Source organism: Variovorax sp. CCNWLW186, assembly GCF_037203865.1.
Taxonomy (GTDB): domain Bacteria; phylum Pseudomonadota; class Gammaproteobacteria; order Burkholderiales; family Burkholderiaceae_C; genus Variovorax.
In genome coordinates this window covers 21,278-47,291 of the sequence record NZ_JBBCBO010000019.1, presented here as the reverse complement: position 1 = coordinate 47,291, position 26,014 = coordinate 21,278, and the positions used below count along the sequence as shown (strand labels likewise).

At 67.2% G+C, this 26,014-nt stretch carries 25 protein-coding genes; 9 read left to right on the top strand and 16 right to left on the bottom strand.

From position 1 onward, the window contains the following. Positions 1-39: 39 nt before the first annotated feature. Positions 40-1,083, bottom strand: a complete 1,044-nt coding sequence (locus tag V9K97_RS20475; RefSeq protein WP_007833435.1) for a rod shape-determining protein — start codon at positions 1,081-1,083, stop codon at positions 40-42. Between the two features lie 214 nt (positions 1,084-1,297). Between V9K97_RS20475 and gatC the strand changes: the two genes are divergently transcribed. From gatC to gatB, 3 genes are read left to right on the top strand one after another with little or no spacing between them, the layout of a single operon-like run. Continuing rightward, positions 1,298-1,597, top strand: a complete 300-nt coding sequence (gene gatC / locus V9K97_RS20470) for an Asp-tRNA(Asn)/Glu-tRNA(Gln) amidotransferase subunit GatC (RefSeq protein WP_307703377.1) — start codon at positions 1,298-1,300, stop codon at positions 1,595-1,597. Continuing rightward, positions 1,594-3,117: an Asp-tRNA(Asn)/Glu-tRNA(Gln) amidotransferase subunit GatA gene (gatA, locus tag V9K97_RS20465; RefSeq protein ID WP_337320268.1), complete on the top strand. Its 1,524-nt coding sequence runs from the start codon at positions 1,594-1,596 to the stop codon at positions 3,115-3,117. The genes gatC and gatA overlap by 4 nt, the downstream gene beginning before the upstream one ends. 1 nt (position 3,118) lies before the next feature. Then, on the top strand, positions 3,119-4,609 hold the full coding sequence (gatB, locus tag V9K97_RS20460; protein ID WP_337320266.1) for an Asp-tRNA(Asn)/Glu-tRNA(Gln) amidotransferase subunit GatB: 1,491 nt from the start codon (positions 3,119-3,121) through the stop codon (positions 4,607-4,609). Positions 4,610-4,630: 21 nt separating this feature from the next. Here the strand turns inward: gatB and V9K97_RS20455 are convergent, their stop codons facing one another. Both V9K97_RS20455 and pyrE read right to left on the bottom strand, forming a co-directional pair. After that, positions 4,631-5,320, bottom strand: a complete 690-nt coding sequence (locus V9K97_RS20455; protein ID WP_337320264.1) for a DUF4124 domain-containing protein — start codon at positions 5,318-5,320, stop codon at positions 4,631-4,633. A gap of 10 nt (positions 5,321-5,330) precedes the next feature. Further along, on the bottom strand, positions 5,331-6,017 hold the full coding sequence (gene pyrE / locus V9K97_RS20450) for an orotate phosphoribosyltransferase (protein ID WP_337320262.1): 687 nt from the start codon (positions 6,015-6,017) through the stop codon (positions 5,331-5,333). A gap of 12 nt (positions 6,018-6,029) precedes the next feature. Between pyrE and V9K97_RS20445 the strand changes: the two genes are divergently transcribed. Further along, positions 6,030-6,833, top strand: coding sequence for an exodeoxyribonuclease III (locus V9K97_RS20445; RefSeq protein WP_337296597.1), 804 nt, complete (start codon positions 6,030-6,032; stop codon positions 6,831-6,833). A 14-nt stretch (positions 6,834-6,847) separates the two neighbouring features. Here the strand turns inward: V9K97_RS20445 and V9K97_RS20440 are convergent, their stop codons facing one another. The 13 genes from V9K97_RS20440 to V9K97_RS20380 form a co-directional block, all read right to left on the bottom strand. Continuing rightward, positions 6,848-7,621, bottom strand: coding sequence for a GntR family transcriptional regulator (locus tag V9K97_RS20440; protein ID WP_337320260.1), 774 nt, complete (start codon positions 7,619-7,621; stop codon positions 6,848-6,850). Next, the gene (locus tag V9K97_RS20435; RefSeq protein WP_337320258.1) at positions 7,618-8,289 is read right to left on the bottom strand and encodes a cysteine hydrolase family protein; all 672 of its coding nucleotides are present in this window, start codon (positions 8,287-8,289) and stop codon (positions 7,618-7,620) included. Before V9K97_RS20435 ends, V9K97_RS20440 begins: the two co-directional genes overlap by 4 nt. A gap of 270 nt (positions 8,290-8,559) precedes the next feature. Beyond that, a complete protein-coding gene (locus V9K97_RS20430) occupies positions 8,560-10,155 on the bottom strand; it encodes an ABC transporter ATP-binding protein (protein WP_337320256.1) in 1,596 nt (531 codons plus the stop codon). 7 nt (positions 10,156-10,162) lie between these two features. Continuing rightward, positions 10,163-10,864 (bottom strand): biuret amidohydrolase, encoded by a 702-nt coding sequence (gene biuH, locus V9K97_RS20425; protein WP_337320255.1) that lies wholly within the window; start codon positions 10,862-10,864, stop codon positions 10,163-10,165. A 5-nt stretch (positions 10,865-10,869) separates the two neighbouring features. Then, positions 10,870-11,793, bottom strand: coding sequence for an ABC transporter permease (locus tag V9K97_RS20420; RefSeq protein WP_337320253.1), 924 nt, complete (start codon positions 11,791-11,793; stop codon positions 10,870-10,872). Next, entirely contained in the window at positions 11,790-12,875 is a 1,086-nt protein-coding gene (locus V9K97_RS20415) for an ABC transporter permease (RefSeq protein ID WP_337320251.1), read from the bottom strand. The genes V9K97_RS20420 and V9K97_RS20415 overlap by 4 nt, the downstream gene beginning before the upstream one ends. A gap of 19 nt (positions 12,876-12,894) precedes the next feature. Next, positions 12,895-14,013, bottom strand: a complete 1,119-nt coding sequence (locus tag V9K97_RS20410; protein WP_337320250.1) for a BMP family ABC transporter substrate-binding protein — start codon at positions 14,011-14,013, stop codon at positions 12,895-12,897. 53 nt (positions 14,014-14,066) lie between these two features. After that, positions 14,067-14,447: an oxalurate catabolism protein HpxZ gene (gene hpxZ / locus V9K97_RS20405; protein WP_258503470.1), complete on the bottom strand. Its 381-nt coding sequence runs from the start codon at positions 14,445-14,447 to the stop codon at positions 14,067-14,069. Next, a complete protein-coding gene (locus V9K97_RS20400) occupies positions 14,444-15,277 on the bottom strand; it encodes an ABC transporter ATP-binding protein (RefSeq protein WP_126747852.1) in 834 nt (277 codons plus the stop codon). Before V9K97_RS20400 ends, hpxZ begins: the two co-directional genes overlap by 4 nt. Then, positions 15,274-16,107 (bottom strand): ABC transporter permease, encoded by an 834-nt coding sequence (locus tag V9K97_RS20395; RefSeq protein WP_337296605.1) that lies wholly within the window; start codon positions 16,105-16,107, stop codon positions 15,274-15,276. Before V9K97_RS20395 ends, V9K97_RS20400 begins: the two co-directional genes overlap by 4 nt. 2 nt (positions 16,108-16,109) lie before the next feature. Further along, on the bottom strand, positions 16,110-17,114 hold the full coding sequence (locus tag V9K97_RS20390; protein WP_337320248.1) for an ABC transporter substrate-binding protein: 1,005 nt from the start codon (positions 17,112-17,114) through the stop codon (positions 16,110-16,112). Between the two features lie 17 nt (positions 17,115-17,131). Then, the gene (atzF, locus tag V9K97_RS20385) at positions 17,132-18,844 is read right to left on the bottom strand and encodes an allophanate hydrolase (protein ID WP_337320247.1); all 1,713 of its coding nucleotides are present in this window, start codon (positions 18,842-18,844) and stop codon (positions 17,132-17,134) included. A gap of 254 nt (positions 18,845-19,098) precedes the next feature. After that, positions 19,099-19,965: a M48 family metallopeptidase gene (locus V9K97_RS20380; RefSeq protein WP_337320246.1), complete on the bottom strand. Its 867-nt coding sequence runs from the start codon at positions 19,963-19,965 to the stop codon at positions 19,099-19,101. A 58-nt stretch (positions 19,966-20,023) separates the two neighbouring features. Here V9K97_RS20380 and V9K97_RS20375 point away from each other — a divergent pair, with 58 nt between their 5' ends. The 5 genes from V9K97_RS20375 (at position 20,024) to V9K97_RS20355 (ending at position 26,007) form a co-directional block, all read left to right on the top strand. Then, entirely contained in the window at positions 20,024-21,409 is a 1,386-nt protein-coding gene (locus tag V9K97_RS20375; RefSeq protein ID WP_443303809.1) for an AmpG family muropeptide MFS transporter, read from the top strand. A gap of 124 nt (positions 21,410-21,533) precedes the next feature. Continuing rightward, a complete protein-coding gene (locus V9K97_RS20370; RefSeq protein ID WP_337296610.1) occupies positions 21,534-22,736 on the top strand; it encodes a beta-ketoacyl-[acyl-carrier-protein] synthase family protein in 1,203 nt (400 codons plus the stop codon). Then, a complete protein-coding gene (locus tag V9K97_RS20365; protein WP_337320244.1) occupies positions 22,733-23,575 on the top strand; it encodes a beta-ketoacyl synthase chain length factor in 843 nt (280 codons plus the stop codon). Before V9K97_RS20370 ends, V9K97_RS20365 begins: the two co-directional genes overlap by 4 nt. A 6-nt stretch (positions 23,576-23,581) precedes the next feature. Further along, positions 23,582-25,288 carry an NAD(P)/FAD-dependent oxidoreductase gene (locus V9K97_RS20360; RefSeq protein ID WP_337320243.1) on the top strand — a complete coding sequence of 569 codons (1,707 nt, stop codon included), beginning with the start codon at positions 23,582-23,584 and terminating at the stop codon, positions 25,286-25,288. Next, positions 25,285-26,007 carry a response regulator transcription factor gene (locus V9K97_RS20355; RefSeq protein WP_258503459.1) on the top strand — a complete coding sequence of 241 codons (723 nt, stop codon included), beginning with the start codon at positions 25,285-25,287 and terminating at the stop codon, positions 26,005-26,007. The genes V9K97_RS20360 and V9K97_RS20355 overlap by 4 nt, the downstream gene beginning before the upstream one ends. The last annotated feature ends 7 nt before the right edge of the window (positions 26,008-26,014 follow it).

Here is a 26,014-nt window from a genome sequence, read left to right as displayed (position 1 = left end):
CTGCACAAGCAGGGCCGGCCGATGATGGCAGTGGCGCATTCACTCGCTCGTGAAGATGCTTCCCAAGCGGTCCATGCGCTCGAGAGCAATGCCGCAGCCACGCACCACGCAGGTCAGCGGGTCTTCGGCCACCAGCACCGGCAGGCCGGTTTCCTCGGCCAGCAGGCGGTCCAGGTCGCGCAGCAGTGCGCCGCCGCCGGTCAGCATCATGCCGCGCTCTGCGATGTCGGCGCCCAGCTCGGGCGGCGTTTGCTCCAGCGCGTTCTTCACGGCCGAGACGATGTTGTTCAGGGGGTCGGTCAGGGCTTCCAGCACTTCGTTGCTGCTGATGGTGAAGCTGCGCGGCACGCCTTCGGAAAGGTTGCGGCCCTTGACTTCCATTTCCTTCACTTCGGAGCCGGGGAAGGCGGAACCGATGTTCTTCTTGATGACCTCGGCCGTCGGCTCGCCGATCAGCATGCCGTAGTTACGGCGGATGTAGTTGATGATGGCTTCGTCGAAGCGGTCGCCGCCCACGCGCACGGAGCCCTTGTAGACCATGCCGCCCAGGCTGATGACGCCCACTTCGGTGGTGCCGCCGCCGATGTCGACCACCATCGAGCCCGAAGCCTCGCTGACCGGCAGGCCCGCGCCGATGGCCGCGGCCATGGGTTCTTCGATGAGATAGACGGAAGTGGCGCCCGCCGCTTCGGCCGCGTCCTTGATGGCGCGGCGCTCGACCTGGGTCGAGCCGCAGGGCACGCAGATGATGATGCGCGGGCTCGGCGTGAGCAGCGTGCGCGGGTGCACCATCTTGATGAACTGCTTGATCATCTGCTCGGTGATCACGAAGTCGGCAATCACGCCGTCCTTCATCGGGCGGATCGCCTCGATGTTGCCGGGCACCTTGCCCAGCATGGCCTTGGCTTCCCGGCCGACGGCCTGGATCACCTTCTTGCCGTGGGGACCGCCTTCGTGGCGGATGGCGACCACGGACGGCTCGTCCAGCACGATGCCCTTGTTGCGGGCAAAGATCAGTGTGTTGGCGGTGCCGAGGTCGATCGCGAGGTCGGTGGAAAAGTACCGACGGAAAGCTCCAAACATGTGCGGAATCCTCTGGAGCACGCCTGCGCGTCGGCAGGTCGTCGCTCTGTTTTTGGTCGTTTGACGGGGTGAATTGATCGTTTTTGGCGCAAAAGCCGGCGCGTTCGCGGGGGTTGCGGCAAAGGCGGGATAATACCTGAATCCCCCTCTGAATCCCGTGTTAGCACCCCCTCCGGCGTGCGATTACTTCCGGTTTTTCCAACCGGTTCGACCCATGTCACTTTCCGCTTCAGATATTGCACGCATTGCCTCGCTGGCACGGCTGCAGCTTGCTTCCGACGAAAGCGAGCGCATGCTCAGCCAGATTAACGGCTTTTTTGATTTAGTCGAACGTATGCGTTCGGTCGACACCGCCGGCGTCGAGCCGCTGGCCCACCCGGTGGCCGCCATCGAGGACATCACGCTGCGTTTGCGCGACGACGTGGTGAGCGAGCCCAACAACCGCGAAGCTAACCAGAAGAGCGCCCCGGCCGTCGAAGCCGGCCTGTTCCTCGTGCCCAAGGTGATCGAATGAGCGGCGAATTGCATCAGATGGGCGTGGTCGCCCTGGCCAAGGCATTGGCCGACCGCAAGGTGTCCGCCGTCGAGGCCTCCCAGGTTTTCCTGGGCCGCATGAAGGCCCACGAATCGCTCGGCACCTTCGTGGATGTGAACGAGGAAGTCACGCTGGCGCAGGCCCGCGCGGCCGACGCGCAGCTTGCCGCCGGCAATGCCCCGGCACTGGCCGGCGTGCCGATTGCGCACAAGGACATCTTCGTTACCACCGATTTCGCTACCACCGCCGGCTCGAAGATGCTCGCGGGCTACCGCTCGCCCTTCGATGCGACCGTGGTGCGCCGCCTGGCCGAAGCCGGCGCGGTCACGCTCGGCAAGCTGAGCTGCGACGAATTCGCCATGGGCTCGGCCAACGAGAACGTGGCCGTGCCCGCCGTGGGCCACGACAAGGCCGTGCCGGTGCAAAACCCCTGGAACCGCGAGCGCATTCCGGGCGGCTCGTCCGGCGCCAGCGCGGCGGCCGTGGCGGCACGCCTGGCCCCCGCGGCCACCGGCACCGACACCGGCGGCTCGATCCGCCAGCCGGCCTCGTTCTGCGGCATAACCGGCATCAAGCCCACGTACGGCCGCGCCTCGCGCTACGGCATGGTGGCGTTCGCATCGAGCCTCGACCAGGCCGGCCCCATGGCCCGCTCGGCCGAAGACTGCGCGCTGCTGCTGTCGGCCTTCTGCGGCCCCGACCTGGACCGCGACTCCACCTCGCTCGACAGGCCCGCCGAAGACTTCAGCCGTTCGCTGAACGACTCGCTCGAGGGCCTGCGCATCGGCGTGCCGAAGGAGTTCTTCGGCGAAGGCGTGGCGCCCGGCGTTCGCGCCGCCGTCGATGCGGCGCTGGCGCAGTACGAGAAGCTCGGCGCAAAGCGCGTCGAAGTGAGCCTGCCGCGCACCGAACTGTCGATTCCGGTGTACTACATCCTGGCCGCGGCCGAGGCGTCGAGCAACCTTAGCCGCTTCGACGGCGTGAAGTTCGGCCACCGGGCCAAGCAGTACAAGGACCTGGGCGACATGTACGAGCGCACCCGCGCCGAAGGCTTCGGCGACGAAGTGAAGCGCCGCATCATGATCGGCACCTACGTGCTTTCGCACGGCTACTACGACGCCTACTACCTGCAGGCGCAAAAGGTGCGCCGCATGATCGCCGACGACTTCCAGCAGGCCTTCAAGCAGTGCGACGTGATTGCCGGCCCCGCCGCGCCGACCACCGCCTGGAAAATTGGCGAGCATGGCGACGACCCGGTGGCCGACTACCTGGCGGACATCTTCACGCTGCCCGCCTCGCTGGCCGGCCTGCCCGGCATGAGCGTGCCCGCAGGCTTCGATGACAGCGGCATGCAAGGCTCGAAGCAGGGCATCGGCAAGCCGATGCCCGTGGGCCTGCAGCTGATCGGCAACTACTTCGGCGAAGCGAAGCTGCTGAACGCAGCCCACCGCTTCCAGCAAGCCACCGACTGGCACACGCGCACGCCGGAGGGCTTTTGAAATGAGCGAGACCGTGAACACCTTCGAAGCACAACAACAAGGCCGCCCGACCGGCCCGCTGGTGCGCGGCTATGAAGTCATCATCGGCTTCGAGACGCACGCTCAGCTGTCGACCGCGAGCAAGATCTTCAGCCGCGCCTCCACCGCCTTTGGCGCCGAGCCCAACACACAGGCCTGCGCGGTGGACCTGGCGCTGCCCGGCACGCTGCCCGTGATGAACAAGGGCGCGGTCGAACGCGCCATCAAGCTGGGCCTGGCGCTCGGTTCGCACATTGCGCCGCGCAGCGTGTTCGCGCGCAAGAACTACTTCTACCCCGACCTCCCCAAGGGCTACCAGATCAGCCAGTTCGAGATTCCGGTGGTGCAAGGCGGTTCGGTGTCGTTCTTCCTGGGCGAAGAAAAGAAGACGGTGCGCCTGGTGCGCGCCCACCTCGAGGAAGACGCGGGCAAGTCGCTGCACGAAGACTTCATCGGCCAGAGCGGCATCGACCTGAACCGCGCCGGCACGCCGCTGCTCGAAATCGTGACCGAGCCCGACATGCGCTCCACCGCCGAAGCCGTGGCCTATGCGCGCGAGCTGCACAAGATCGTCACGTGGATCGGCATTTGCGACGGCAACATGCAGGAAGGCAGCTTCCGCTGCGACGCCAACGTGTCGGTGCGCAGGCCCGGCGAAAAGCTCGGTACGCGGCGCGAGATCAAGAACCTGAACAGCTTCAAGTTCATGCAGCAGGCCATCGACTACGAGATCCGCTGGCAGATCGAAGAGATCGAAGACGGCCGCAAGATCGAACAGGCCACCGTGCTGTTCAACCCCGACACCGGCGAGACGCGTGCAATGCGCGCCAAGGAAGACTCGGCCGACTACCGCTACTTCCCCGATCCGGACCTGCCGCCGCTGGTCATCGCGGCCGACTGGATCGAGCGGGTGCGCGCCACCATGCCCGAGCTGCCGCGCGCCATGGCCGAGCGCTATGTGCGCGACCACGGCATGTCCGAATACGACGCGGCGCAGCTCACGCAGAGCCCAGCGCTCGCACGCTACTTCGACGACGCGGTGAAGGCCGGCGCAACCCCCAAGCTCGCGAGCAACTGGATCACCGGCGAAATGGCGCGCCGCCTGAACGCGCAGGAAATCGGCATCGAAGCCGCGCCCGTCACGGCGCAGCAGTTGGCCCAGCTGGTGCAACGTGTTGCCGACGGCACGCTGCCCAACAACGCGGCGCGCCAGGTGTTCGATGCGCTCTGGACGGGCGACGGCAGCGACGTCGACGCCATCATCGAAGCCAAGGACCTGAAGCCGATGAACGACACCGGCGCGCTCGACAAGATCCTGGACGAGGTGATTGCCAAGAACCAGAAGAACGTCGACGAGTATCGCGCCGGCAAGGAAAAGGCCTTGAACGGCCTCGTGGGCCAGGTGATGAAGGCGAGCGGCGGCAAGGCGAACCCCGCTCAGGTGACGGAACTGCTCAAGGCCAAGCTGGCCTGACCGGCGCCCTCCGGCGGCGAGCTACTTGCCGCCGCCGTTCTGGGGGGACCAGATCTGCTTGAGGCGCGCGCGCTCTTCGTCGAAGCGCGCGTTCACGCGCTTCTTCTCGTCTTCCTGCTCGCCGATGAAGCGGTTCTGCACCGCCACGCTCTGCGTGTTGTCTTCGAGCTTGCGGCGCACCGCGCCCGGCGCCTTGCTGACGTCGTGCTTGTAGAACTCAAGCTCCTCATCGATCTTCTTGCGGTCTTCGGCAAGTTCGGCCAGGCGCTTCTGCGCGGCCTGGATCACTGCATCGATCTGCACCAGCGCCTCCTTGCGCTCCCGCTCGTGCACGGTCACGTTGGGGTAGCGCACCAGCAATGCACGCTCCCGCCGGCGCTCGTCGATCAGGCGCGCGGCCTGCAACGCCGCCTCGCGGGCCCGGTCTTCGCGCTCAGCCAGTTCGCGTGCGGTGTAGGTCGGCTCGATCTTTCGGCGCGTGGTGCCGCTCGGGCTCAGTTCGCGCTGCTCGCGGTCGATGCATTCGGCAATCGGCCGGTCGGCCGTGAGCGTGCGGCCGCGGGCGTCGGTGCACGAATAGATGGCGGCCGGCGCCGGTGCGGGCTGCGCGGGCGCCGCCATGGGCAACAGCGCCGCCATCAGCGGCAGCAGCAGCGGCAGCACCGGCGTGGCGAGAGGGCGGGCCGGCTGATCGAGCTTGCGCACGGGCATGGGAGTGGCCTCAAATGGCGCCGTAGCGGGCGCGGTAGGCGAGAACGCGCTCGCGATGCGCACCCAGCAGGTCGGCGGCGGCGTTGCCCGACAGGTAGTTCAGCAGGTCGTCGAGCGTGGCGATGGCCACCACCTGCAGGCCCAGCTGGTTGCGCACGTACTGCACGGCGCTGTGGTCCACGTCCACGCCGTTTTCGGTGGCTTTCTCCTGCCGGTCGAGCGCAATCGATACCGCGTGCGGTGTGGCGCCGGCGGCTTCGATGGCCGCGATCGATTCGCGCACCGCGGTGCCGGCCGACATCACGTCGTCGACGATGAGCACGCGGCCCTTGAGCGGCGCCCCCACCAGGTTGCCGCCCTCGCCGTGGGCCTTGGCTTCCTTGCGGTTGTAGGCAAAAGGGTAGTTGCGCCCGCGCCGGGCCAGTTCGGCCGCCACCGTGGCGCCCAGCGGAATGCCCTTGTAGGCGGGGCCGAAGATCATGTCGAACTCGACACCGCTTTCGATCAGCCGGTCTGCATAGAATCCGGCGAGACGAGCGATCTTGGCGCCGTCGTCGAAGAGGCCCGAATTGAAGAAGTAGGGGCTCAGGCGGCCGGCCTTGGTCTTGAACTCGCCGAAGCGCAGCACGCCAGAGTCGAGTGCGAACTGGACGAAGTCCTGCGCCACCGCACTGCTTTCCACACCATCTACAGCCATCGGAATTTCCTTGTGTTCAAACTAACCAGCCTCAATCTCAATGGCCTGCGTTCGGCCGCCACGAAAGGGGTGGCGGACTGGGTGGCCGAACTTGCGCCGGATTGTATTTGCATGCAGGAGATCCGGGTGCAGGCAAGCGACATCGAAGGCCGGTTCGAAGAAATGGCCGGGCTCAAGGGCCATTTCCACTTTGCCGAGAAAAAGGGCTACGCCGGCACCGCCATCTACACGAAGCACGCGCCAAGCGCCGTGGTCGTGGGCTGGGGCGACACCGAATTCGATGCCGAAGGCCGGTATCTCGAACTGCGCTTCGACACCCCAAAGCGCAAGCTCTCTATCATCAGCTGCTACTTTCCGAGCGGCAGCTCGGGCGAGGAACGGCAGGAGGCCAAGTTCCGCTTCCTGAAGGGCTTCTTCCCGCACCTGGTTGCGCTCAAGAAAGAGCGCGAGTTCATCCTCTGCGGCGACATCAACATCGCGCATAAGGAAATCGACCTCAAGAACTGGCGCGGCAACCAGAAGAACAGCGGCTTCCTCCCCGAAGAACGCGCCTGGATGACCCGCCTGCTCGACGCCGGCACCGACGGCGCGGGCCTGGTGGACGTGTACCGCATGCTCAAGCCCGAGACCACGGCCGAGGCCTACACCTGGTGGAGCAACCGCGGCCAGGCCTATGCCAACAACGTGGGATGGCGGCTCGACTACCACCTGGCCACGCCGGCGCTCGGTGCGCTGGCGCGCAACGAGCAGATCTACAAGACCATCAAGTTCAGCGACCACGCGCCGATCACGGTGGACTACGACTTCACGCTGTAGCCCGCCTGCCCGCTTCAGCGCGGCGCTGTCTTGCCCGCGTGCCGCGCCAGGTGCACCTGGTGCAGCGTGATCTTGCGCACCTCGGCCTGGCTGGTCTCGATGTGGGCGCGCAGCAGCATCGCGGCCTGGTCGCCGCGGTTGGCGCGAACGGCCTTCAGGATCTTGGCGTGCTCGTCATAAGTGGCGTCGATGCGCGGCTGCTGCGTGAAGTCGAGGCGGCGGATGATGCGGATGCGGTCGGTCACGTCGCCATGAACGCGCGCCATCTCGGCGTTGCCCGCGGCAGCCACCAGCGAGCAGTGAAAGGCCTCGTCCCACTGCGCCACCTGCGCGGTGTCGCTGCTTCGTTGGGCCGCGGGCACGAGCCAGATGTCGGCCAGTGCCTCGAGCAGGCTGCGGTCGACGCGGCGGTCGGCTTCGCACAAGCGATGCACGGCCGTGGTCTCGAGCACCATGCGCAGGTCGTAGAGCTGCTCGAATTGGTCGAAGTCGAAGGGCAGCACGCGCCAGCCGCTGCGGAACAGCACTTCGACGAATCCTTCCTGCTGCAGGCGGAACAGCGCCTGCCGCACGGGCGTGCGCGAGACGCCGAGCCGTTCACTGATCTCGTTCTCGGTAAAGCGGTCGCCCGGCACGAGGATGAAATCGGCCACGTCGCGCTTGAGCTGCGCGTACACCTCGTCCGCGCGGGTGCGAAAAACGGCTTCGCCGGCGGCGGGGACGGCGGATACGGGCGAGGCGGGGCGGGAACGAACAGTAGACACGTGGGGAATATTAGTCGCTGTCATTGCCCGCCGCGAAGCGCAGCCAGCAGCGCCGCGCTCGATGCCGTCCAGCCGACGATGCCGCCCTGGGCGCGAACCATGTCGAGCGTGGCCGCCTTGAAGGCCGGAAAGTAGCTCTCGGTGCAATCTTCGAGCAGAAGGCAGTCGTAGCCTCGGTCGTTGGCTTCGCGCATGCTGGTCTGCACGCACACTTCGGTGGTCACCCCGCCGAACAGCAGGTGCGTGATGCCGCGCGCTTGCAGCAATTCATGCAGGCCGGTAGCGTAGAACGCGCCCTTGCCGGGCTTGTCGATGACGATTTCGCCTTCGATCGGAGCCAGCGCGTCGATGATCTGGTTGCCCGGTTCGCCCGCCACAAGGATGCGGCCCATCGGGCCTTCGTCGCCGATGCGCAATGCCGGGTTGCCGCGGTTGCGTTTGGCAGGCGGGCAATCGGAAAGATCGGGCTTGTGCGCCTCCCGCGTGTGCACCACAAGGGCGCCGGCCTCCCGCCAAGCCTGCAACGCCGCTTTTGTCGCCGGAACGATGGCTTCGAGCAGGGTCACATCGTTGCCCAGCGTTTCACCGAAGCCGCCGGGTTCGATGAAGTCGCGCTGCATGTCGATGAGGACCAGCGCGGTGTTTTTTATCTCGAACTCGTAGGGGAAGGGAATGGCTTCTTCTATGCGCATGTTGTTGCTCGCTTGTTCAGAGGGCTCGGGTGCACCAGGGGCAAACACCCCACCTCGAAGCCCGGTTTGCGGTGCGGGGCGGGCGGCCCCTCTGTGCCGCCGAGGAGCGCAGCGTTTCGCGGATCAGGGCTCGCAGCTGTTTGAGCGAAGCGGGTTCTGCGAGACCCCGCGAAACGCGAGCACCGCAGGGAAGCCGCGAAGCGGCCGGCATAGTGGGGTCGACCGTGCCGCACCGCACACCGGGCGGCCTCCCCACGGAAAGCAGGGCACTCATGCCACAGCCTTCAAAGGTTCATGGTGCCCGCCACCCATGTGTGCCCCGATCACATGCCGTTCGGCGCCCGCCGCTGAAGTCTCGAACACGATCTGACCCTCGCTCATCACGACGATGCGGTCGGCCAGCTCCAGCAGTTCGTCGAGGTCTTCGCTGATGAGCAGCACCGCCCCGCCCTTCTCGCGCACCTGCACGATGCGTTCGTGGATCTCGGCAACCGCAGCGAAGTCGAGGCCGAACACGGGATTGGCCGCGATCAGCACATTGATGTCGCCCGCGAGTTCGCGCGCCAGCACCGCGCGCTGCACGTTGCCGCCGGAGAGGCTGCGAATCGGCGCACCCTCGCCTTGCGTTTTGACGCCGTATTCGGCAATCCAATCGCGCGCCCGATTGCGCCAGAAGGGAAAGTTCAACACGCCGCCGCGCGACAAAGGCGGCCGGTCGAAATCGCGCAGTGCCATGTTCTCCGCCACGCTGAGGTCGCCCACGCAAGCGTTGCGCAGCGGCTCCTCGGGCAGGCTGCGCACCTTGAGACTGCGGTTCTCGCTCCGGCGTGCGCTGTAGGGCTGGCCCATGACCGTCACGCGGCCGGCCAGCCGCGGGCGCTGCCCGACCAGGGCCTCGACCAGCTCGCGCTGCCCGTTGCCCGAGACGCCCGCCACGCCGAGGATTTCGCCCGCGCGCACGGAAAGGCTCAGATCGTGCAGTGCCAGCGTGCCGCGGTCACCCTGCGCCTTGAGGCCTTCGACCCTCAACGCAACGGGCGCCGCCTCGGGCACGGTCTTTCTGGCAGCAGGCAATGCAGCCGGCGCGGACGACATCGCAGCCTGGCCGCCCATCATGGCCTGCGCCAATTGCGCAGGGCTCGTGTCCGCCACGCGGCAGTGGTGCACCGCCTTGCCGCGGCGCAGCACCGTCACGCTGTCGGCATAGGCCATCACTTCGCGGAACTTGTGCGTGATGATGAGCACGGTGCACAAGCCGCTTCTCGCGAATTCGCGCACGTGGCCGAGCACCTCGTCGGCCTCCTGTGGCGTGAGCACCGAGGTCGGTTCGTCGAGGATCAGCAGGCGCGGCTTCAGGTAGAGCTGCTTCAGCAGTTCGAGCTTCTGCTTCTCGCCCGCCGCGAGCTCCGATGGCCGCACATCGAGGTCGAGGCTGAAGGGCGTGGTCGCCAGAAAGGCCTTGAGTTCGGCCCGCTTCGCCTTCCAGTCGATCAGTGCCGGCGTCTTGCCGCCCGCGAGCAGCAGGTTCTCGGCCACGGTCATGCCCGGCGCCAGTGTGAAATGCTGGTACACCATGCCGATGCCGAGCGCGCGCGCCACGATGGGGTTGGCAATGTCCTGCTCGCGGCCGTCGATCAGGATGCTGCCTTCTTCCGCGCGCTGGAAGCCCGCGACGCATTTCACCAGCGTGCTCTTGCCCGCGCCGTTCTCGCCGAGCAGCGCATGCACCGTGCCAGGCTCGACGCGCATCGTCACGCGCTCCATCGCGGTGAAGGCGCCGAAGCGCTTGGTCAGTTCGTAGGTGTCGAGCGCGAGGGCGCCGCTGCCCGCAGGCAGTGCGCCGATGGCATGGGACGTGTCGGCCATGCGTTCGTCAGTCCAGCGCGGCCAGCAGCGCCTGCGACGTGGCGTGCGCACCGAACACGCCGCCCTGCATCGTGATCATCTTCAGCGCCGCAAGGTGGTTGCCGTGGTCGGTGGCGGCGGTGCAATCGGACAGCAGCAGGCATTCGAAGCCGCGGTCGTTGGCGTCGCGCATGGTGGTGTGCACGCACACGTCGGTGGTGATGCCCGCGAGGATAAGGTTCTCGATGCCGCGTGTGCGCAGGATCAGCTCCAGGTCGGTGGCGTAGAACGAGCCCTTGCCGGGCTTGTCGATCACCACCTCGCCGGCGAGCGGCGCGAGTTCGGGAATGATCTCCCAGCCCGGCTCGCCGCGCACCAGGATGCGCCCGCACGGCCCGTCGTCGCCAATGCCCACGCCGTTGGCGCCGATCTGCCGCGATCGCCAGCGCTTGTTGGCGGGCAGGTCCGCCAGATCGGGCCGGTGGCCTTCGCGCGTGTGGATGATGTGATAGCCGAGCGGCCGCAGCGCCGCGAGCGCGCGCGCGATCGGCTGGATCGGTGCCTGCACCAGCGAGAGGTCGTAACCCATCACGTCGACGTAGCCGCCCTTGCCGCAGAAGTCGGTCTGCATGTCGATCACGATCAGCGCGGTGTTGTCGGGCCGCAGCGCGCCGTTGTAGGGCCAGGCATAGGGCTCGGCCTCTACGTGGCGGCCAGGTGTCGTTGTCATGGCGTTCAGTTCCTTGTCGATGAAAGTTCGCCGGGGCTGCCGGCTGCTGCCGTGCCCGGCTTGCAGGTCAGCACCAGGATCACCAGCGTGAGCACGTAGGGCACAGTGTTGAACAGGTGGTAGCCCCAGCCGACGCCGATGGACTGCAGCGCGGGCCCGATGGCACCCGCGCCGCCGAAGAGAAACGCCGCACCCACGCAGCGCAGCGGGCTCCAGCGCGCGAAGATCACGAGCGCGACGGCAATGAGGCCCTGGCCGCTCGAGATGCCTTCGTTCCAGCTGCCCGGATAGAACAGCGTGAGCGATGCGCCGCCGAGCCCGGCGATGAAGCCACCCGCCGTCGTCGCCGCAATGCGCAGGCCCGACACCGAATAGCCGAGCGCGCGCGTGGCCTGCGCCGAATCGCCAGCCATGCGCACCAGGAGGCCAGCGCGTGTGCGCGCAAAGCCCCACCAGAGCAGCACGGCCAGCACCACGCCCAAGGGCACCAGCGCGTTCAGCTGCAAGGCGGAGCTCACCACCGGGTTGTCGCTCCAGAAGCCGAGAGGTATCGCGGGAATCTGCGGCGCCTGCGGCTGGATGAGCGGCTTGCCCAGGTAGAACGCCAGGCCGGTACCGAGCAGCATGAGTGCGATGCCGGTCGCCACGTCATTGACGCGGTCGAGCGAACACAGCAGGCCGTGCAGCAGCGCAAGCAATGCGCCTGCCACCGCGCCGATGAGCACGCCGAGCCATGCCGAATCGGTGAGATACGCGCCGCCGAAAGCCGCCATGGCCGAGAGCACCAGCACGCCTTCGAGCCCGAGGTTGATGCGGCCCGATTTCTCTGTGAGGCATTCGCCCAGGCTCACGAACAGGAATGGCGCGCCGACGCGCAAGGCGCCGCCGACGATGCCGGCCACGAGGGCGATCCACTGGTCCGCGGTCATGGGGCGGCCTCCGCGCCGCGCACTGCGGTGGTCGCCTTGGGCGCGGCCCTGCGGCTCATCAACGCCTTCCAGTCGACCATGCGCAGCCCCTCGCTCGCGAGAATGAGCACGAAGGCGATGCCCTGCAGCACCAGCACCGAGGCGTCGGGCAGTCCGAGACGGCGCTGCAGCAGGCTGCCCGCCGCGCCAAAGCCGCCGAAGAGAATGGCAACCGGCACGATGGCCACCGGGTTGTGGCGTGCGATGAAGGACACGAGGATGCCCGCATAACCGTAGCCCGCGATCAGTGAGGCATTGGCGGTGGTGTGCACCGCCGCCACCTCGACCGCGCCCGCGAGCCCCGCACAGGCACCGCCGAGCGCGCAGGCGCCCAGGATGAGCCGCGTGGCCGGCAGTCCGACGAGCTGCGCGGTGCGCGGATTGCCACCCACCACGCGCACCGAAAAGCCCGATGCCGTGGCACGCAGCCACCACCCGAGGCCCAGGCAAGCCACCACGCCGATGGCAAGGCCCCAGTGCACGTCGGAGCCGCCGATGCCGCCGATCAGCAAGCCGGCGTCCAGCGCATAGGTCGACGGCTTGTTGAGGCTCGCCGGATCGCGCAGCGGCCCTTCGACCAGATGCTTGAAGATGCCGATCGCGATGTAGGCCAGCAGCAGGCTGCTGATGGTTTCATTGATGCCGCGGTACTGGCGCAGCCAGCCTGCAAGGGCGATCCACAGCGCACCGGCAAGCGCGCCCGCAATGCACACTGCCGCCGTGCCCGCGATGTTGCCCGGCAGAGGCAGCGCATGCGCGAGCGCCGCAGAGGCCAGGCCGCCCAGCACCAGCGCGCCTTCGCCGCCGATGACGATCAGCCCCGCGCGAGCAGGCAGTGCCACGCACAGGGCCGTGAGCATCAGCGGCGCGGCGCGCTGCAAGGTGTTCTGCCACGAGAACCAGTCGCCGAACGCGCCCTTGAACAGCGTCGCCCAGACCTCCACCGGATCGACCCCGGCAAAGGCCACCAGCACGCCGAACAACAGCAGCGCCGCCGCGATGGCGAACATCGGCAGGGCGAATTCCTTGAGCGCGTGGCGCATGGTGAGGATGAAGCCGGTATCAGGCCGAGCCGATCACGCCTTCGACCAAGTAGTTCATCTTCTCGAGCTCCAGGTCGGTCTGCTTCAGCACCTTGCCCGCCGGCACCACGACGGCGCCCTTGTTGTCCTTGATGCCGTCCTTGAAGATGTCGAAGGTGCCGGCAATCATCTTCGCCTTGATGTCGTCGGCCTGCTTCTTCGCGGCGTCGGGCACCATGGGGCCGTAGGCGGACATCTTCACGTAGCCTTCCTTCAGGCCGCCGCGCAAAAAGTTGGGATGCGGCTTGCCGGCTTGCGCGGCCTCGATGGCCGCCTTGTAGGCCGTGAGCCAGTTCCACTCGGCACCGGTGAGGTACGCATTGGGCGCGAGCTTGGCCTGGCTCGCGTGGTAGCCGCAAACCATCTTGCCGCGCTTGGCGGCCGTCTCGACCACCACCTTGGGGCCGTCGACGTGCATGGTGAACACGTCGCAGCCTTGGTCGGCCAGGCTGTTGGTGGCCTCGGCTTCTTTCACGGCCATCGACCAGTCACCGGTGAAGATCACGCTGCAGGTGATGTTCGGCTTGACCGAGCGCGCGCCGAGCGTAAAGGCGTTAATGTTGCGCAGCACCTGCGGAATGGGCTTGGCGGCGACGAAGGCGATCTTGTTGCTCTTGGTCATGTGCGCGGCGATCACGCCGTTCAGGAACTGGCACTCGTCGATGTAGCCGAAGAAGCTGCCCGCGTTCTTCGGGTGCTTGCCCTCGGTCCAGAGACCGCCGCAGTGCGAGAAGCGCACGTCGGGGTTCTTGGGCGCCACTGCGAGGATGTGCGGATCGAAGTAACCGAACGACGTGGGAAACAGCAGCTTGGCGCCGTCTTGCGAGATCATGCCGGCCATGGTCTTCTGCACGGCGGCGGTCTCGGGCACGTTCTCTTCTTCGACCACCTTCACGCCGGGCAGCTTCTTGACCTCGGCCGCGGCCATGGCGTGCGCCTGGTTGTAGCCGTAGTCGTCGCGCGCGCCGACGTAGATCACGCCGACGGTCAGCGGCTTGGCCTGTGCGCCGGCAAGGGCGCTCCAGCCTCCAAGGGTGCCGGCGGCGCCGAGCGCGGCCAGGGATTTGAGGGACTCGCGGCGATTCAAGGGGCTGGTCATGGCGTTCTCCGATCTTGGATACAAGGTGGGGTGCAAAAAATGTGCCTGCGTGTTCAGCCGATGAGGCTCACGTGCGCGGCGGCGACGCGCCAGCCATCGGCGGTGCGCAGCCAGGTCTGGCTCTGGCGGCCGGTCTGGCCGCTGCCTTCGCGGCGGAACTCGGCATTGGCGGTCGCAAGGTCGCGGCCGTAGGTGGTGATGACGGTGCGCAGCAGCTCGCGCGGCGGGCTCTGCACCGGCAGCGATGCGCGAAAGGCGCTGATGGCCGCATGGCCGTAGTGGTTCTCGGCGTAGCCGTAGCGCAGCGTGTGCGGGCTGTTCCAGAACAGCTCGTCGAGCACATCACGGCGGTTGGTGAGTAGTGCTTCTTCATACCGCGCGAACACTTCGGTCACTTCGGCCAGCACTTCGGGGATGTTGATTTCCAGGGTCATCGGCGAACCTCGCGTTGAAAGATGTCGAGACTGAGCTTCTTCATTGCGACAAAGCTCTCGGTGCTCAGCGTCTCGACCGTGCGCGGCCGTGCATCGCCGTAGCGCAGGATCTCGGCCACCTTGGTGGGCCGCTTGGTCAAAAGCAGCACCTCGTCGGCCAGGTACACGGCTTCTTCGAGGTCGTGCGACACCAGCAGCATGGTGGTGCCGGTCTGCATGAACACCTCTTGCAGCTTCTCGCGGATGAAGAGCGTCATCTCGAAGTCGAGCGCGGAAAACGGCTCGTCGAGAAACAGCACCTCGGGATTGGGCGCGAGCGCCCGCATGATCGATGCGGTCTGCTGCTGGCCGCCGGAGAGTTCGTACGGAAAGCGCTTCAGGTCGAACTTGACGTCGAACGATGCCACCAGCTCTTCCATGCGCCGGTCGACCTCGGCCTTGCTGCGCCCCTCGAGCTTCAGCGGGTAGGCGATGTTGTCGATGGTGCGCATCCACGGGAACATCGCCTCGCGGTAGTTCTGGAACACGTAGCCGATCTTGGTGTCCTTGCGCTGCTTGCCGTCGAACAGGATTTCGCCCGCGTCGATGGGGATGAGCCCCGCGATCATGTTGATGAGCGTGGACTTGCCGCAGCCGTTGGGCCCGAACACCGAGACGATCTTGTGCTTGGGAATGTCGAGGTCGAAGTTCTCGTACAGCGGCCAGCCCGCAAAGTACTTGGTCAGGCCGCGAATGGTGATGTGCGTGCCGGCCGGGCCGGGCTTGAACACGGGCTTGGGCACGTCGGCATACACCGGGCCGTTCACGACGATGTCTTGCGTGGCTTTCATCGGCCGCTCCAGTGCACGATGCGGCGCTCGGCCACAAGAAAAAGAATGTTGAGCGCATAGCCGAGCGCACCGGCGGCAAGAATGGCCGCGTACATGCTCTTCACGTTGAGCACCTGCTGCGCATCGATGATGCGGTGGCCAAGGCCGGTGTCGGAGCCGATGAACATCTCGGCCACGATGACGATCACCAGGGCCATCGACACCGCCGAGCGCAGGCCGACGAAGCTGGGCTGCAGGCTTTCCCACACCAGCACGTCCTTGAAGATCTGCCAGCGCGAGGCGCCCATGACGCGCGCCGCCATCACGCGCTGCTTGCGCGCATTGATGACGCCATAGGCGCTGTTGAACACCACGATCAGCAGCGCGCCGAAGGCCGCAATGGCCACCTTGTTGACGTCGGACACGCCGAAGATCAGCAGGAACAGCGGAATGAGCGCGGACGAAGGCGTGGAGCGGAAGAAGTCGATCAGAAATTCAACGCTGCGGTAGGCCTTCTCGTTGCTGCCGAGCAGCACGCCCAGCGGCACGCCGACCACCGCCGCGATCAGGAAGGCCTGCAGCGTGCGCCACACGGTCATCGCAAAGTCGGTGAGCAGCGGCCCGCCCGCGAGCCCGGTGATCAGCGCCGCAACAGTGTCCGCGGGCGTGGGCAGCAGGATCGGCTTGATGAAACCGAGCCGCACCGCCAGGTCCCACACGATGAACAGCACCACGGGTCCGATGAAGGGCAGCAGCCGGTCGCGCAGCGGGGGCTTGGGCATTGCCGCCGCCGTTGCACCGGCGGCCGGCGGCGTCCACGGCGCAGCCGTGGTCGTGCTTGCGTCGGCCATGGTCATGCCTTGTAGAGCAAGCCGTCCACCAGCACCTTCTTCTCGAAGATGCCTTTCTCGGTGAACAGGTCGTAGAACTTCTGGAAGTACGCCACGTCGCTGGGCTTGAACTCGTTGTAGAGCATGTAGGACGCGAGCGGCACTTCGGCCGTGAGCTTGCCCTCGATGGCGGTGTAGCCCTTCATGTGCTGGCGGGCGTCGTCGGGCTTGGTGCGCACCAGCTCGACGCCGCGCGCATAGGCCGCGATGTACTTCTTGGCCACTTCGGGGTTCTTCTTGATGAACTCGCTCGTGAGGCTGGCCGCGCCGCCGTGCCACGGCGCCATCGGATCGCCCAGGATGTACTTGGCGACCACGCCGGCCTCGATGACGCGCGTGGTGCCGTTCATGCGGCCCACGGTGCCGGTGGGCTCCAGCGTGTAGCAGGCGTCGACCTGGCCCGCGACGAGCGCGGCCACGTGCTGGCCGATGGGAAGCTCGCTCACCGTGGCGCCCTTGGCACCCGCGCGTTCGAGCATCGTCTTGCACAGGGTCACGTTCTGGATGCCGGGACCGGACGCGATCTTCTTGCCGGCCAGCTCGGCCATGGTCTTGATCGGGCTGTCCTTGGCGACGATGAATTCGTCGAGCACGAACTTGGCGTTGCTCGGGTTGGTGCAGAAGATCTTGAAGAGCCCCGGCTGCGCGATCTCACCGATGGCGAGGTTGGCCGAGCCCGTGCCGTTGGAGCTGCCGTCGCAGCGGCCCGCCAGCATGCCTTCCATGACCTGCTGCGCGCCCGCGAACTTGAGCGGCTCCACGTCGAGGCCCGCTTCCTTGAAATAGCCGCGGTCCACCGCTGCAAAGAAGGGCAGGCCCGCAGCCACCGGCCAGAAGCCGATGCGGATCTTCGGGGCCGCTTGCGCGCGCACGATGGCCGGCGCTGCCAGCACGGCCAAGCCCGCTGCCCCGGCCTGCAGCACGTGGCGGCGCGACGCGGCGGCGGTCAATTTTTCAGGGATGCTCATGAAGACTCCTCGATCGGTCAGGTTGAAATGGCTTGGGAAGAAGAAACGGTGCGGCTCGCGATGTAGGCCCGCCAGCCGCCGTGGTGGCTCACGTCTTCGGCGTCGGCCAGCGCATGGCCTTCGCAGATGAAGCCGTGCACCCAGCTGCCGTCGGCAAGCTCCACGCTGCCGAGCCCCAGCGGAGGCGGGATCAGTGCCAGGAAGCTGCCGACCTGCGCAACCGGAACCGACCACACTTCGAGCGCGATGGCGCTGCCGCCGCCTGCGCTGCGCTGCAGCCCCGGCTTGGGTGGCACGGTGCCGGGCAGTGCATGAAGCCTGTAGCGGGGGGCGGTGCTCGTGGCACGCAGCAGCGTGGCGCCGCGCTCGGTGAGCTGGCCGTTGAGCGGCATGCCCGAAAGGTGGGCGCCGACGACGGCGATGGGCATGGTCTGCGCTTGCGAAACGCCCAGGCCCGAAATGGCGCGCGGCTCGGGCAGCGGCAAGCCGGTCGCGCCCTGCGGCAGCCCTGTGGCGTGGTGATAGCGCTGACCCAGATCGGCCAGCGCAAGGTCGCTGCCGCACGGCGCGATCAGCGTGATGCCGAATGGCAGGCCATCGGCGCGCAACGAACTCGGCACCGAGATGGCGGCGTAGTCCAGCAGGTTGACGAAGTTGGTGTACGCGCCAAGGTTGCGGTTCAGCACGACCGGGTCGGCGCGCATCTGGTCGCGCGTGTAGTGCGTGGGCGCGGTCGGCACCAGCAGCACGTCGATGCCACGCCACATCGGCTCGACCTGTTGTGCGAGCGCGCGCAGTCTTGTCTGCGCCTCGAACACGTCGGCGGCACTGTAGCCGCGGCCGCTCTCGAGAATGCCGCGCACCGGTTCGATGACCTGGGAGCCGTGCGCATCGAAGAACCCGCGCACCGCGGCATAGCGCTCGGCCACCAGTGCGCTTTCATAGAGCAGCGCGGCGGCCTCGGCCAGCGGGGCGAAGGGAATCGTCACGCGTGTGCCGCCTAGCGCCACGAGCCGCGCCTGTGCGTCGCGGAAGGCCGCTTCGGCTTCCACGTCACCGAAGAAGCTCAGCGTATCGGGCACGCCGAAGCGGAATGCCGACGGAAAGGGGTCGCTCCGCAAGGCAAGTTCGCGCGAATAGGGATCGCGCGCATCCGGGCCCGCGGCCGCAAGAAGCACGTCGACAGCCAGGCCGACCGTGCGCGCGAAGATCGACACGCAGTCCGCGCTCTGCGCAGCGGGCACCACGCCGAAGGCGCTCAGCAAACCGCGCGAAGGCTTGATGCCGACGATGTTGTTGAGCCCGGCAGGCACGCGGCCTGAGCCGGCGGTGTCGGTGCCGAGCGCGAAATCGACCTCGCCCGCGGCCACCACATAGGCCGAGCCCGAGCTGGAGCCGCCTGAGACGTAGCGCGGATCGAAGGCATTGGGCACCTCGCCATAGGGAGAGCGCGTGCCGTTCAGGCCGCAGGCGAACTGGTCGAGATTGGTCTTGCCGAGAAGCGATGCACCGGCATCGAGCAGTTTCTGCACCACGGCCGCGTGTGCCGTGGGTTTGCGGTCGAAGGCCGGACAGGCGGCGGTCGTGGGCACGCCGGCCACGTCGATGTTGTCCTTGACTGCGAAGCGCAGGCCGGCGAGCGGGCTGTTACCGGAAGCCGCGCCGGGTACGGGCCGAGGGAAGCGCGCGATCCACGCCGCTGCGGCCGATCCGTTTTCTTCATGCACCATTTCAAAGCATCCAAACTTGTGTACAAGATGAGATGCAAGCGGCGTGCCAGGCGATCGGAGGTGGCCATTCAGAGAAGTGTTTTATTGGGGGTTTTGCTCCCTCTCCCTCTGGGAGAGGGTTGGGGTGAGGGCTCTGTGCGGCCGATGAAGCGCGGCTCTTATATGAAGGCAGCTGCCCTCACCCCCGCCCTCTCCCAGAGGGAGAGGGAGTAATACACGCCAGCCCCGCCCTTTGCCAGGGACAGGGCGATACCTCAGCTGCGCTTGGCTTCCCTGTAAAGCTTTTCCACCTTCGGCAGGTTGGCTTCGAGCTTCTGGATCCGGTCCGGCCCGCTCGGGTGGGTGGAAAGAAAACTCAGCCCACCCTGGTTTTTCGACGCCGTGGCCATCTTCTTCCAGAGCGACACCGAGGCCTGCGGGTCGTAGCCGGCGCGCGCCGCCAGCTCCAGGCCGACGAGGTCGGCCTCGGTCTCATCGCTGCGGCTGAACTTGAGGGTGATCAACTGCGTGCCGGCGCGGGCCGCCAGGTCGCCCATCTGGCCCAGGCCCAGCAGCTGCGCACCGATGGAAAGCGCAGCGCCGGTGCCGGCGCTCTTGGCCAGGCGGGCACGCGCATGCTCGCGCAGCGCATGGGCCATTTCGTGGCCCATCACCATTGCCACCTCGTCGTCATTGAGCTTGAGCTGCTCGAGGATGCCGGTGAAGAAGGCGATCTTGCCGCCGGGCATGCAGAAGGCGTTGATCTGCTTGCTGCCGATGAGGTTGACCTCCCATTTCCAATCGCGCGCCCGTGTGTTCCAGGGCGTGGCGAACGGAATCAGGCGGTTGGCAATGGTGCGCAGCCTTTGCAGCTGGCCGTTGCCGTCGCCCGCGAGCGCCCCCTTGGTGCGCGCCTGCGCGAGCAGCTGCCCATATTGCTGGACGCCGGCGGCCTCGATCCGGTCCGCCGGCACCAGGTTGCGCGCCACGGAGGCGTTGCCCACGTTGACCTGCGCCAACGCCGGCCCGCCAAACGCCGCACCCGCCGCGGCCAGCAGGAAGGCCCGCCGCGGCTGCCAGGCCGAGGAACGGGAGACTGAAGAAGCCGTGGAAGGAAGAAGGAGCTCGCATCGTGTGCACATGCGCGGATCATAGGAACAATTGCCGACAAAAAGACGGCTCGGCGCATGCCGCGCCCTCATGGACAATCCGGGGTTCATGTCTGCCCAGCCCGCCGAAACCTCCTCCGCCTCTTCCCTGCCCTGGCGCGACGCGCTGAAGGTCTATCTCGAGCCTGCCACCCTGCGCATGCTGGCGCTCGGCTTTTCGGCCGGCCTGCCGCTGCTGCTGGTGCTGGGCACGCTGAGCTTCCGGCTGCGCGAGGCCGGCATCGACCGCACCACCATCGGCTACCTGAGCTGGGTGGGCCTGGCCTACGGCTTCAAATGGGTCTGGGCGCCGCTGGTCGACCGGCTGCCGCTGCCGCCCCTGACCACGCTGCTCGGCCGCCGGCGCGGCTGGCTGCTGCTGGCGCAGGGGCTGGTGATCGCGGGGCTGGTCGGCATGGCACTGAACGATCCGCGCCAGGGGCTCCAGCCGCTGATCTGGTGTGCGCTGCTGGTGGCCTTCGGCTCGGCCACGCAAGACATCGCGCTCGACGCCTTCCGCATCGAATCGGCCGAAACCCGCAAGCAGGCCGCGCTCGCGGCCGCCTATCAAACGGGCTACCGCCTTGCAATGATCTGGGCCGGCGCCGGCGTGCTGTGGGTCGCGGCCTGGGCCGAAGTCGCACCGGTGGCCGGCGTCACGGGTGCGGGGGCGTACCAGAACGGCGCCTGGAAAACGGCCTACCTGGTCATGGCCGCCTCGATGGCGGTCGGCGTGCTCACGGTGCTGCTCTCGCCCGAGCCCGCGCGGCGCGTGCTGCCCAAGGCCAAGAACGCGGCCGAGTGGCTGCAGGGCGTGCTGATCGAGCCCTTTGCCGACTTCATTCGCCGCTACAAGTGGCAAGCCGCGCTGATCCTCGCGCTGATTGCCATCTACCGCATCAGCGACGTGGTGATGGGCATCATGGCCAATCCGTTCTACGTGGACATGGGCTTTACCAAGGACGAAGTAGCCACGGTCAGCAAGATCTACGGCGTGGTCATGACGCTGGCCGGCGCCTTTGTCGGCGGCGTGCTGTCGATGCGCCTGGGCGTGATGCGCGTGCTGATGCTGGGCGCGGTGCTCAGCGCCGCGAGCAACCTGCTCTTTGCCTGGCTGGCCTCGCGCGGACACGACCTTACGGCGCTGATTGCGGTGGTGTCGGCCGACAACCTGGCTGGCGGCATCGCCTCGGCGGCGTTCATTGCCTATCTCTCCAGCCTGACGAACATCAGCTACTCCGCCACGCAATACGCCCTGTTCAGCTCGTTGATGCTGCTGCTGCCGAAGTTCATTGCCGGCTACTCGGGTGTTTTTGTCGATGCCTACGGCTACGCCCCGTTCTTTACCGCCACCGCCCTGCTGGGGGTGCCGGTGCTGCTGCTGGTGGCCTTGGCTGCCCGAATCACCACGACCATAGCCCCTGCCGAGCGTCAATAGAGCACGGGCCCTATAGGAAAACAGCTGACGCTGGGGGCCCCGCACAACTGTTAGGCTTTCACTTTCCGGTTACCTTTCGCATCGCTTTCAAAGCGATTACCTTCGCCCGAAACCCACAAGCAACGTGCCGCCCCGCATTTCTCCCCTTCAGATCAGCGCCTTCACGGCCACTTCGGCCGTCGGTGTCGGCAAGGAGCCGCTCGCCGAGGCGCTCGCGCATTCGCGCAGCGGCTTGCGCGCCAACGATTTCGGCGATGCGCCGCTGCCCACCTGGATCGGCCGGGTCGACGGGCTCGAAGACATTCGCCTGCCCGAAGACCTCGCCCCCTGGGACTGCCGCAACAACCGGCTCGCCTGGCTCGGCCTGCACGCTGACGGGTTCCCCGAAGCCGTGGCGGCCGCGCGGGCCAAGTACGGACCCTCGCGCATTGCGCTGATCCTGGGCACCTCGACGTCCAGCATCGGCGAAACCGAACTGGCCTACACCCAGCTCGACGCCGACGGGCTCTTTCCCCAGAACCAGCGCCGCCCTGCGGTGCACACGCCGCATTCGCTGGCCATGTTCGTGCAGCAGGTGCTCGGGCTCACCGGCCCCAGCGAGACGATTTCCACCGCCTGCTCGTCCAGCGCGAAGGTGTTTGCCTCGGCCGAGCGGCTGATCCGCCTCGGGCTGGCCGACGCCGCCGTGGTGGGCGGGGTCGACACGCTGTGCGGCAGCGTGCTGTTCGGCTTCAATTCGCTCGAACTGGTGTCGAGCGAACCGTGCCGGCCTTTCGACGCCGGCCGCAAGGGCATCAGCCTGGGCGAGGCAGCCGGATTTGCGCTGGTGGAACGCGTGCAGGACGACGCAGGCGCGCCGCTGCGCCTGCTCGGCTACGGCGAAGCCAGCGATGCGCACCACATGTCGACGCCGCACCCGGAAGGCCTGGGGGCCGAACGCGCGCTTGACGAGGCGCTGGCGCGCGCGGGCCTGGCACCCGACGCCATCGACTACATCAACATGCACGGCACGGCGAGCCAGAAGAACGACGAAGTCGAAGGCGCGCTGGTGGCGCGCCGCTTTCCGGCCACCACGCATGCCAGTTCGACCAAGGGCTTCATGGGCCACACGCTGGGCGCGGCGGGCATCGTCGAATCGGTGATCAGCCTGCTGGCCATCGAACGCGGGCTGATGCCCGGCACCGTGAACACGAACGAACTCGATACCGGCTTCGGGCCGCAGATCAAGCTGGAGCCCGCGCACGGCGAGGTTCGCTACGCGCTGACCAACTCCTTCGGTTTCGGCGGCAACAATTGCTCGCTGGTGTTCGGCAAGGCTGTTCAATGACAGCCGCGAACCAGGCTCCGAAGCCGCCCACCCTCTACATCGAAGGCCCCGCCTTCTGGACGCCCACGCTGCCAGGCTGGGAGGCCGCCCGCGCTGCCTTCCGCGGCGAAGGCACCTTGACCGATCCGCCGGCCAAGCGCCCGTCGCCACAGGTGCTGGCGCCCGCCGAGCGCCGCCGCGCGCCGGACACCGTCGCCCTCGCGCTCGAGGTGGCCGCCGCATCGATGGCGGGCGCGGGCCGCAATGCGGCGGACGTGCCCTGCGTGTTCGTCTCGGCGCACGGCGATCTTTCGATCAACGACTACATGTGCAGCACGCTCGCCACCGACCCGACGGTGCTGTCGCCCACGCGCTTTCACAACTCGGTGCACAACGCGGCCGTGGGCTACTGGACCATCGGCACCGGCTGCATGGCGGCCAGCAACTCGGTGTCGGCCTACGAGAACAGCTTCGCCGCCGGCCTGCTCGAAGCGGCGGTGCAGTGCGCGGCCGACCACTCGCCGGTGCTGCTGGTGGGCTACGACACGCCGACGGTGGGCGCGCTGACCTCGGTCACCGACAGCCAGGGCCTGCTGGCCGTGGCGCTGGTGATTGCGCCCGAACGCACCGAGCGCACCGTGGCATCTTTCGACTGGTCGACGGAAATCGGCGACGGCGGCGCGCCGGCGCCTATTTCCGACGCCGCCAAGACGCTGGCGCACATCAACCCGATGGCGCACGCGCTCGGCCTGTTCGAATCGCTGGCGCGCGTGGCGGACGACGACCCGCCCGGGCCGCTGGACCTGCCGCTTTCTTCCACCCTGGCGCTGCGGCTGCAACTGCAGCCGGTCCGGGACTGAAGTTCCATGACCGGCACTGCGCATACATGTGACGCAGTGATCATGGGCGGCGGGCTCGCGGGCCTCACTCTGGCGCTGCAGCTCAAGCAGCGCTTCGACAACATCGACGTGCTGGTGCTGGAGCGCCGCAAGCACCCGGTGCCGCACGCGGCCCACAAGGTGGGCGAATCGTCGGTGGAAATCGGCGCGCACTACTTCGACACGGTGCTCGGCCTCAAGCCGCACATGGACAGCGCGCAACTGCGCAAGTTCGGCTTTCGCTTTTTCTTCAGCGAGGGCCGACGCGACATCGACCAGGTCACCGAGATCGGCGCGAGCCGCTACCTGGCGGTGCCCAGCTACCAGATCGACCGCGGCATCTTCGAGAACTATCTCGCCCAGGAGGCCGTTCGGCGCGGCGTGCGCTTCGACGATGCCGCACTGGTGCGCCGCATCGAACTGGCTTCGGACGCCAAGGCGCCGCACCGCATCGAATGGTCTCGCGGCGACCAGACGCACAGTGCCGAGGCGCGCTGGATCATCGATGCCTGCGGGCGGGCCGGGCTGCTCAAGCGCAAGCTGGGGTTGGCCGAGCCCAACGCGCACAACGTCAACGCGGTGTGGTTTCGCATCGGCGAGCGCATTGCCATCGACGACTGGAGCGACAACGCCGACTGGCAGGCGCGCTGCGATCCCCGCGCACGCTGGCTTTCGACCAATCACCTGTGCGGCGCCGGGTACTGGGCCTGGCTGATTCCGCTGGCCTCGGGCTCGCACTCGGTGGGCATCGTGGCGGACCCCAAGCTGCATCCGCTGGACACCATCGACACCTTCGAGAAGGCGATGCAGTGGTTTGCCGCCTACCAGCCGCGCCTGTATGAAGCGCTCGACGGCAAGCGGCACCTGCTGCAGGACTTTGCCTTTCTCAAGCACTTCTCGCACGGCTGCAAGCAGGTGTTCTCGGGCCAGCGGTGGGCGCTGACGGGTGAGGCGGGGCTGTTTCTCGACCCGTTCTATTCGCCGGGCAGCGACTTCATCGCGATGAGCAACACCTACATCACCGACCTGGTGGCGCACGACCGCGCGGGCCGTTCGGTGGAGGCGCGCGCGCAGCTGTACGACCAGATCTACCACTCGTTCTACGAGAGCACGCTGGCGCTCTACCAGGACCAGTACCCGCTGTTCGGCGACCCCGAGGTGCTGCCGGTGAAGGTGATCTGGGACTACGCCTACTACTGGGGCGTGCTGTCGCAGATCTTCTTCCAGCAGCGGCTCACCGACCTGATGCTGCTCGGCAGCCTGAAGGAAGAACTGCAGCATTGCCAGCGCCTGAACCTGGCGGTCCAGCAGCTGCTGCGCGCATGGTCCGCGGCAAGCGCCAGGCGCAACGCCCCGGTGCTGCTCGACCAGGCCGCAATGCCGTGGTTCGCCGAACTCAACCGGAGCCTGAAGGACCCGCGGCTGGACGATGCCGGGTTCAAGGCGCGCATCCGGGCTTCGACGGCGCAGCTGCGGCAGCTCGCACGCGAAATTCTCGAGCGGGCGCGGGCCGACAATACGGACCTGGGCGATTGCCCCCTGCCCTCTCTCCTCGAAGAAAACATGTCGTCGCCGCCCGCACGCGCGGAAAGCGGCGCTATGCTTTTCGCAGCGCTTCCGGTTGACCATCGGGAGCCGCGTTTACCCAACTTTACGGAGCGTTCAAGCCCCGTTGCCCCCCGTGCACGACCATGAAGCGCATGAGCACCCCCCAACTCCTGATGATCGAAGACGACGCCCGCCTGGCGCAGATGGTGGGCGAATACCTGACGCAGTCGGGTTTTCTCTTCACCCATGCCGGCGATGGCGCCAGCGGCCTCGAGCAGCTGCAGCAGCACGCGCCCGACCTGGTGATCCTCGACCTGATGCTGCCCGACACCGACGGCCTTGAAATCTGCCGCCGCATCCGCTCGCTGCCCGCACCGGCGTCGAAGGTGTCGGTGCTCATGCTCACCGCCAAGGGCGACCCCATGGACCGCATCATCGGCCTGGAGATCGGCGCCGACGACTACCTGCCCAAGCCTTTCGAGCCACGCGAGCTGCTGGCGCGCATCCGCGCGGTGCTGCGCCGCCGCAGCGAGAACAACGCCGACACCGAAGCCAGCACGGTGATGCGCTTCGGCACGCTCGAGATCGATCGCAACGCGCGCACCGTGTCCGTGGGCGGCGCGGTGGCCGACCTCACCTCCTACCAGTTCGACCTGCTGGTGGCCATGGCCGAGCGCGCGGGCCGCGTGCTTACGCGCGACCAGATCATGGAAGCCGTGCGCGGCCGAGAGCTCGAAGCCTTCGACCGCTCGATCGACGTGCACATGGGCCGCATCCGCGCGGCCATCGAGGTCGACGCCAAGAACCCGAAGCGCATTCTTACCGTGCGCGGCGTGGGCTACGTGTTCGCCAAGCAGCAGGACTGACCGATCG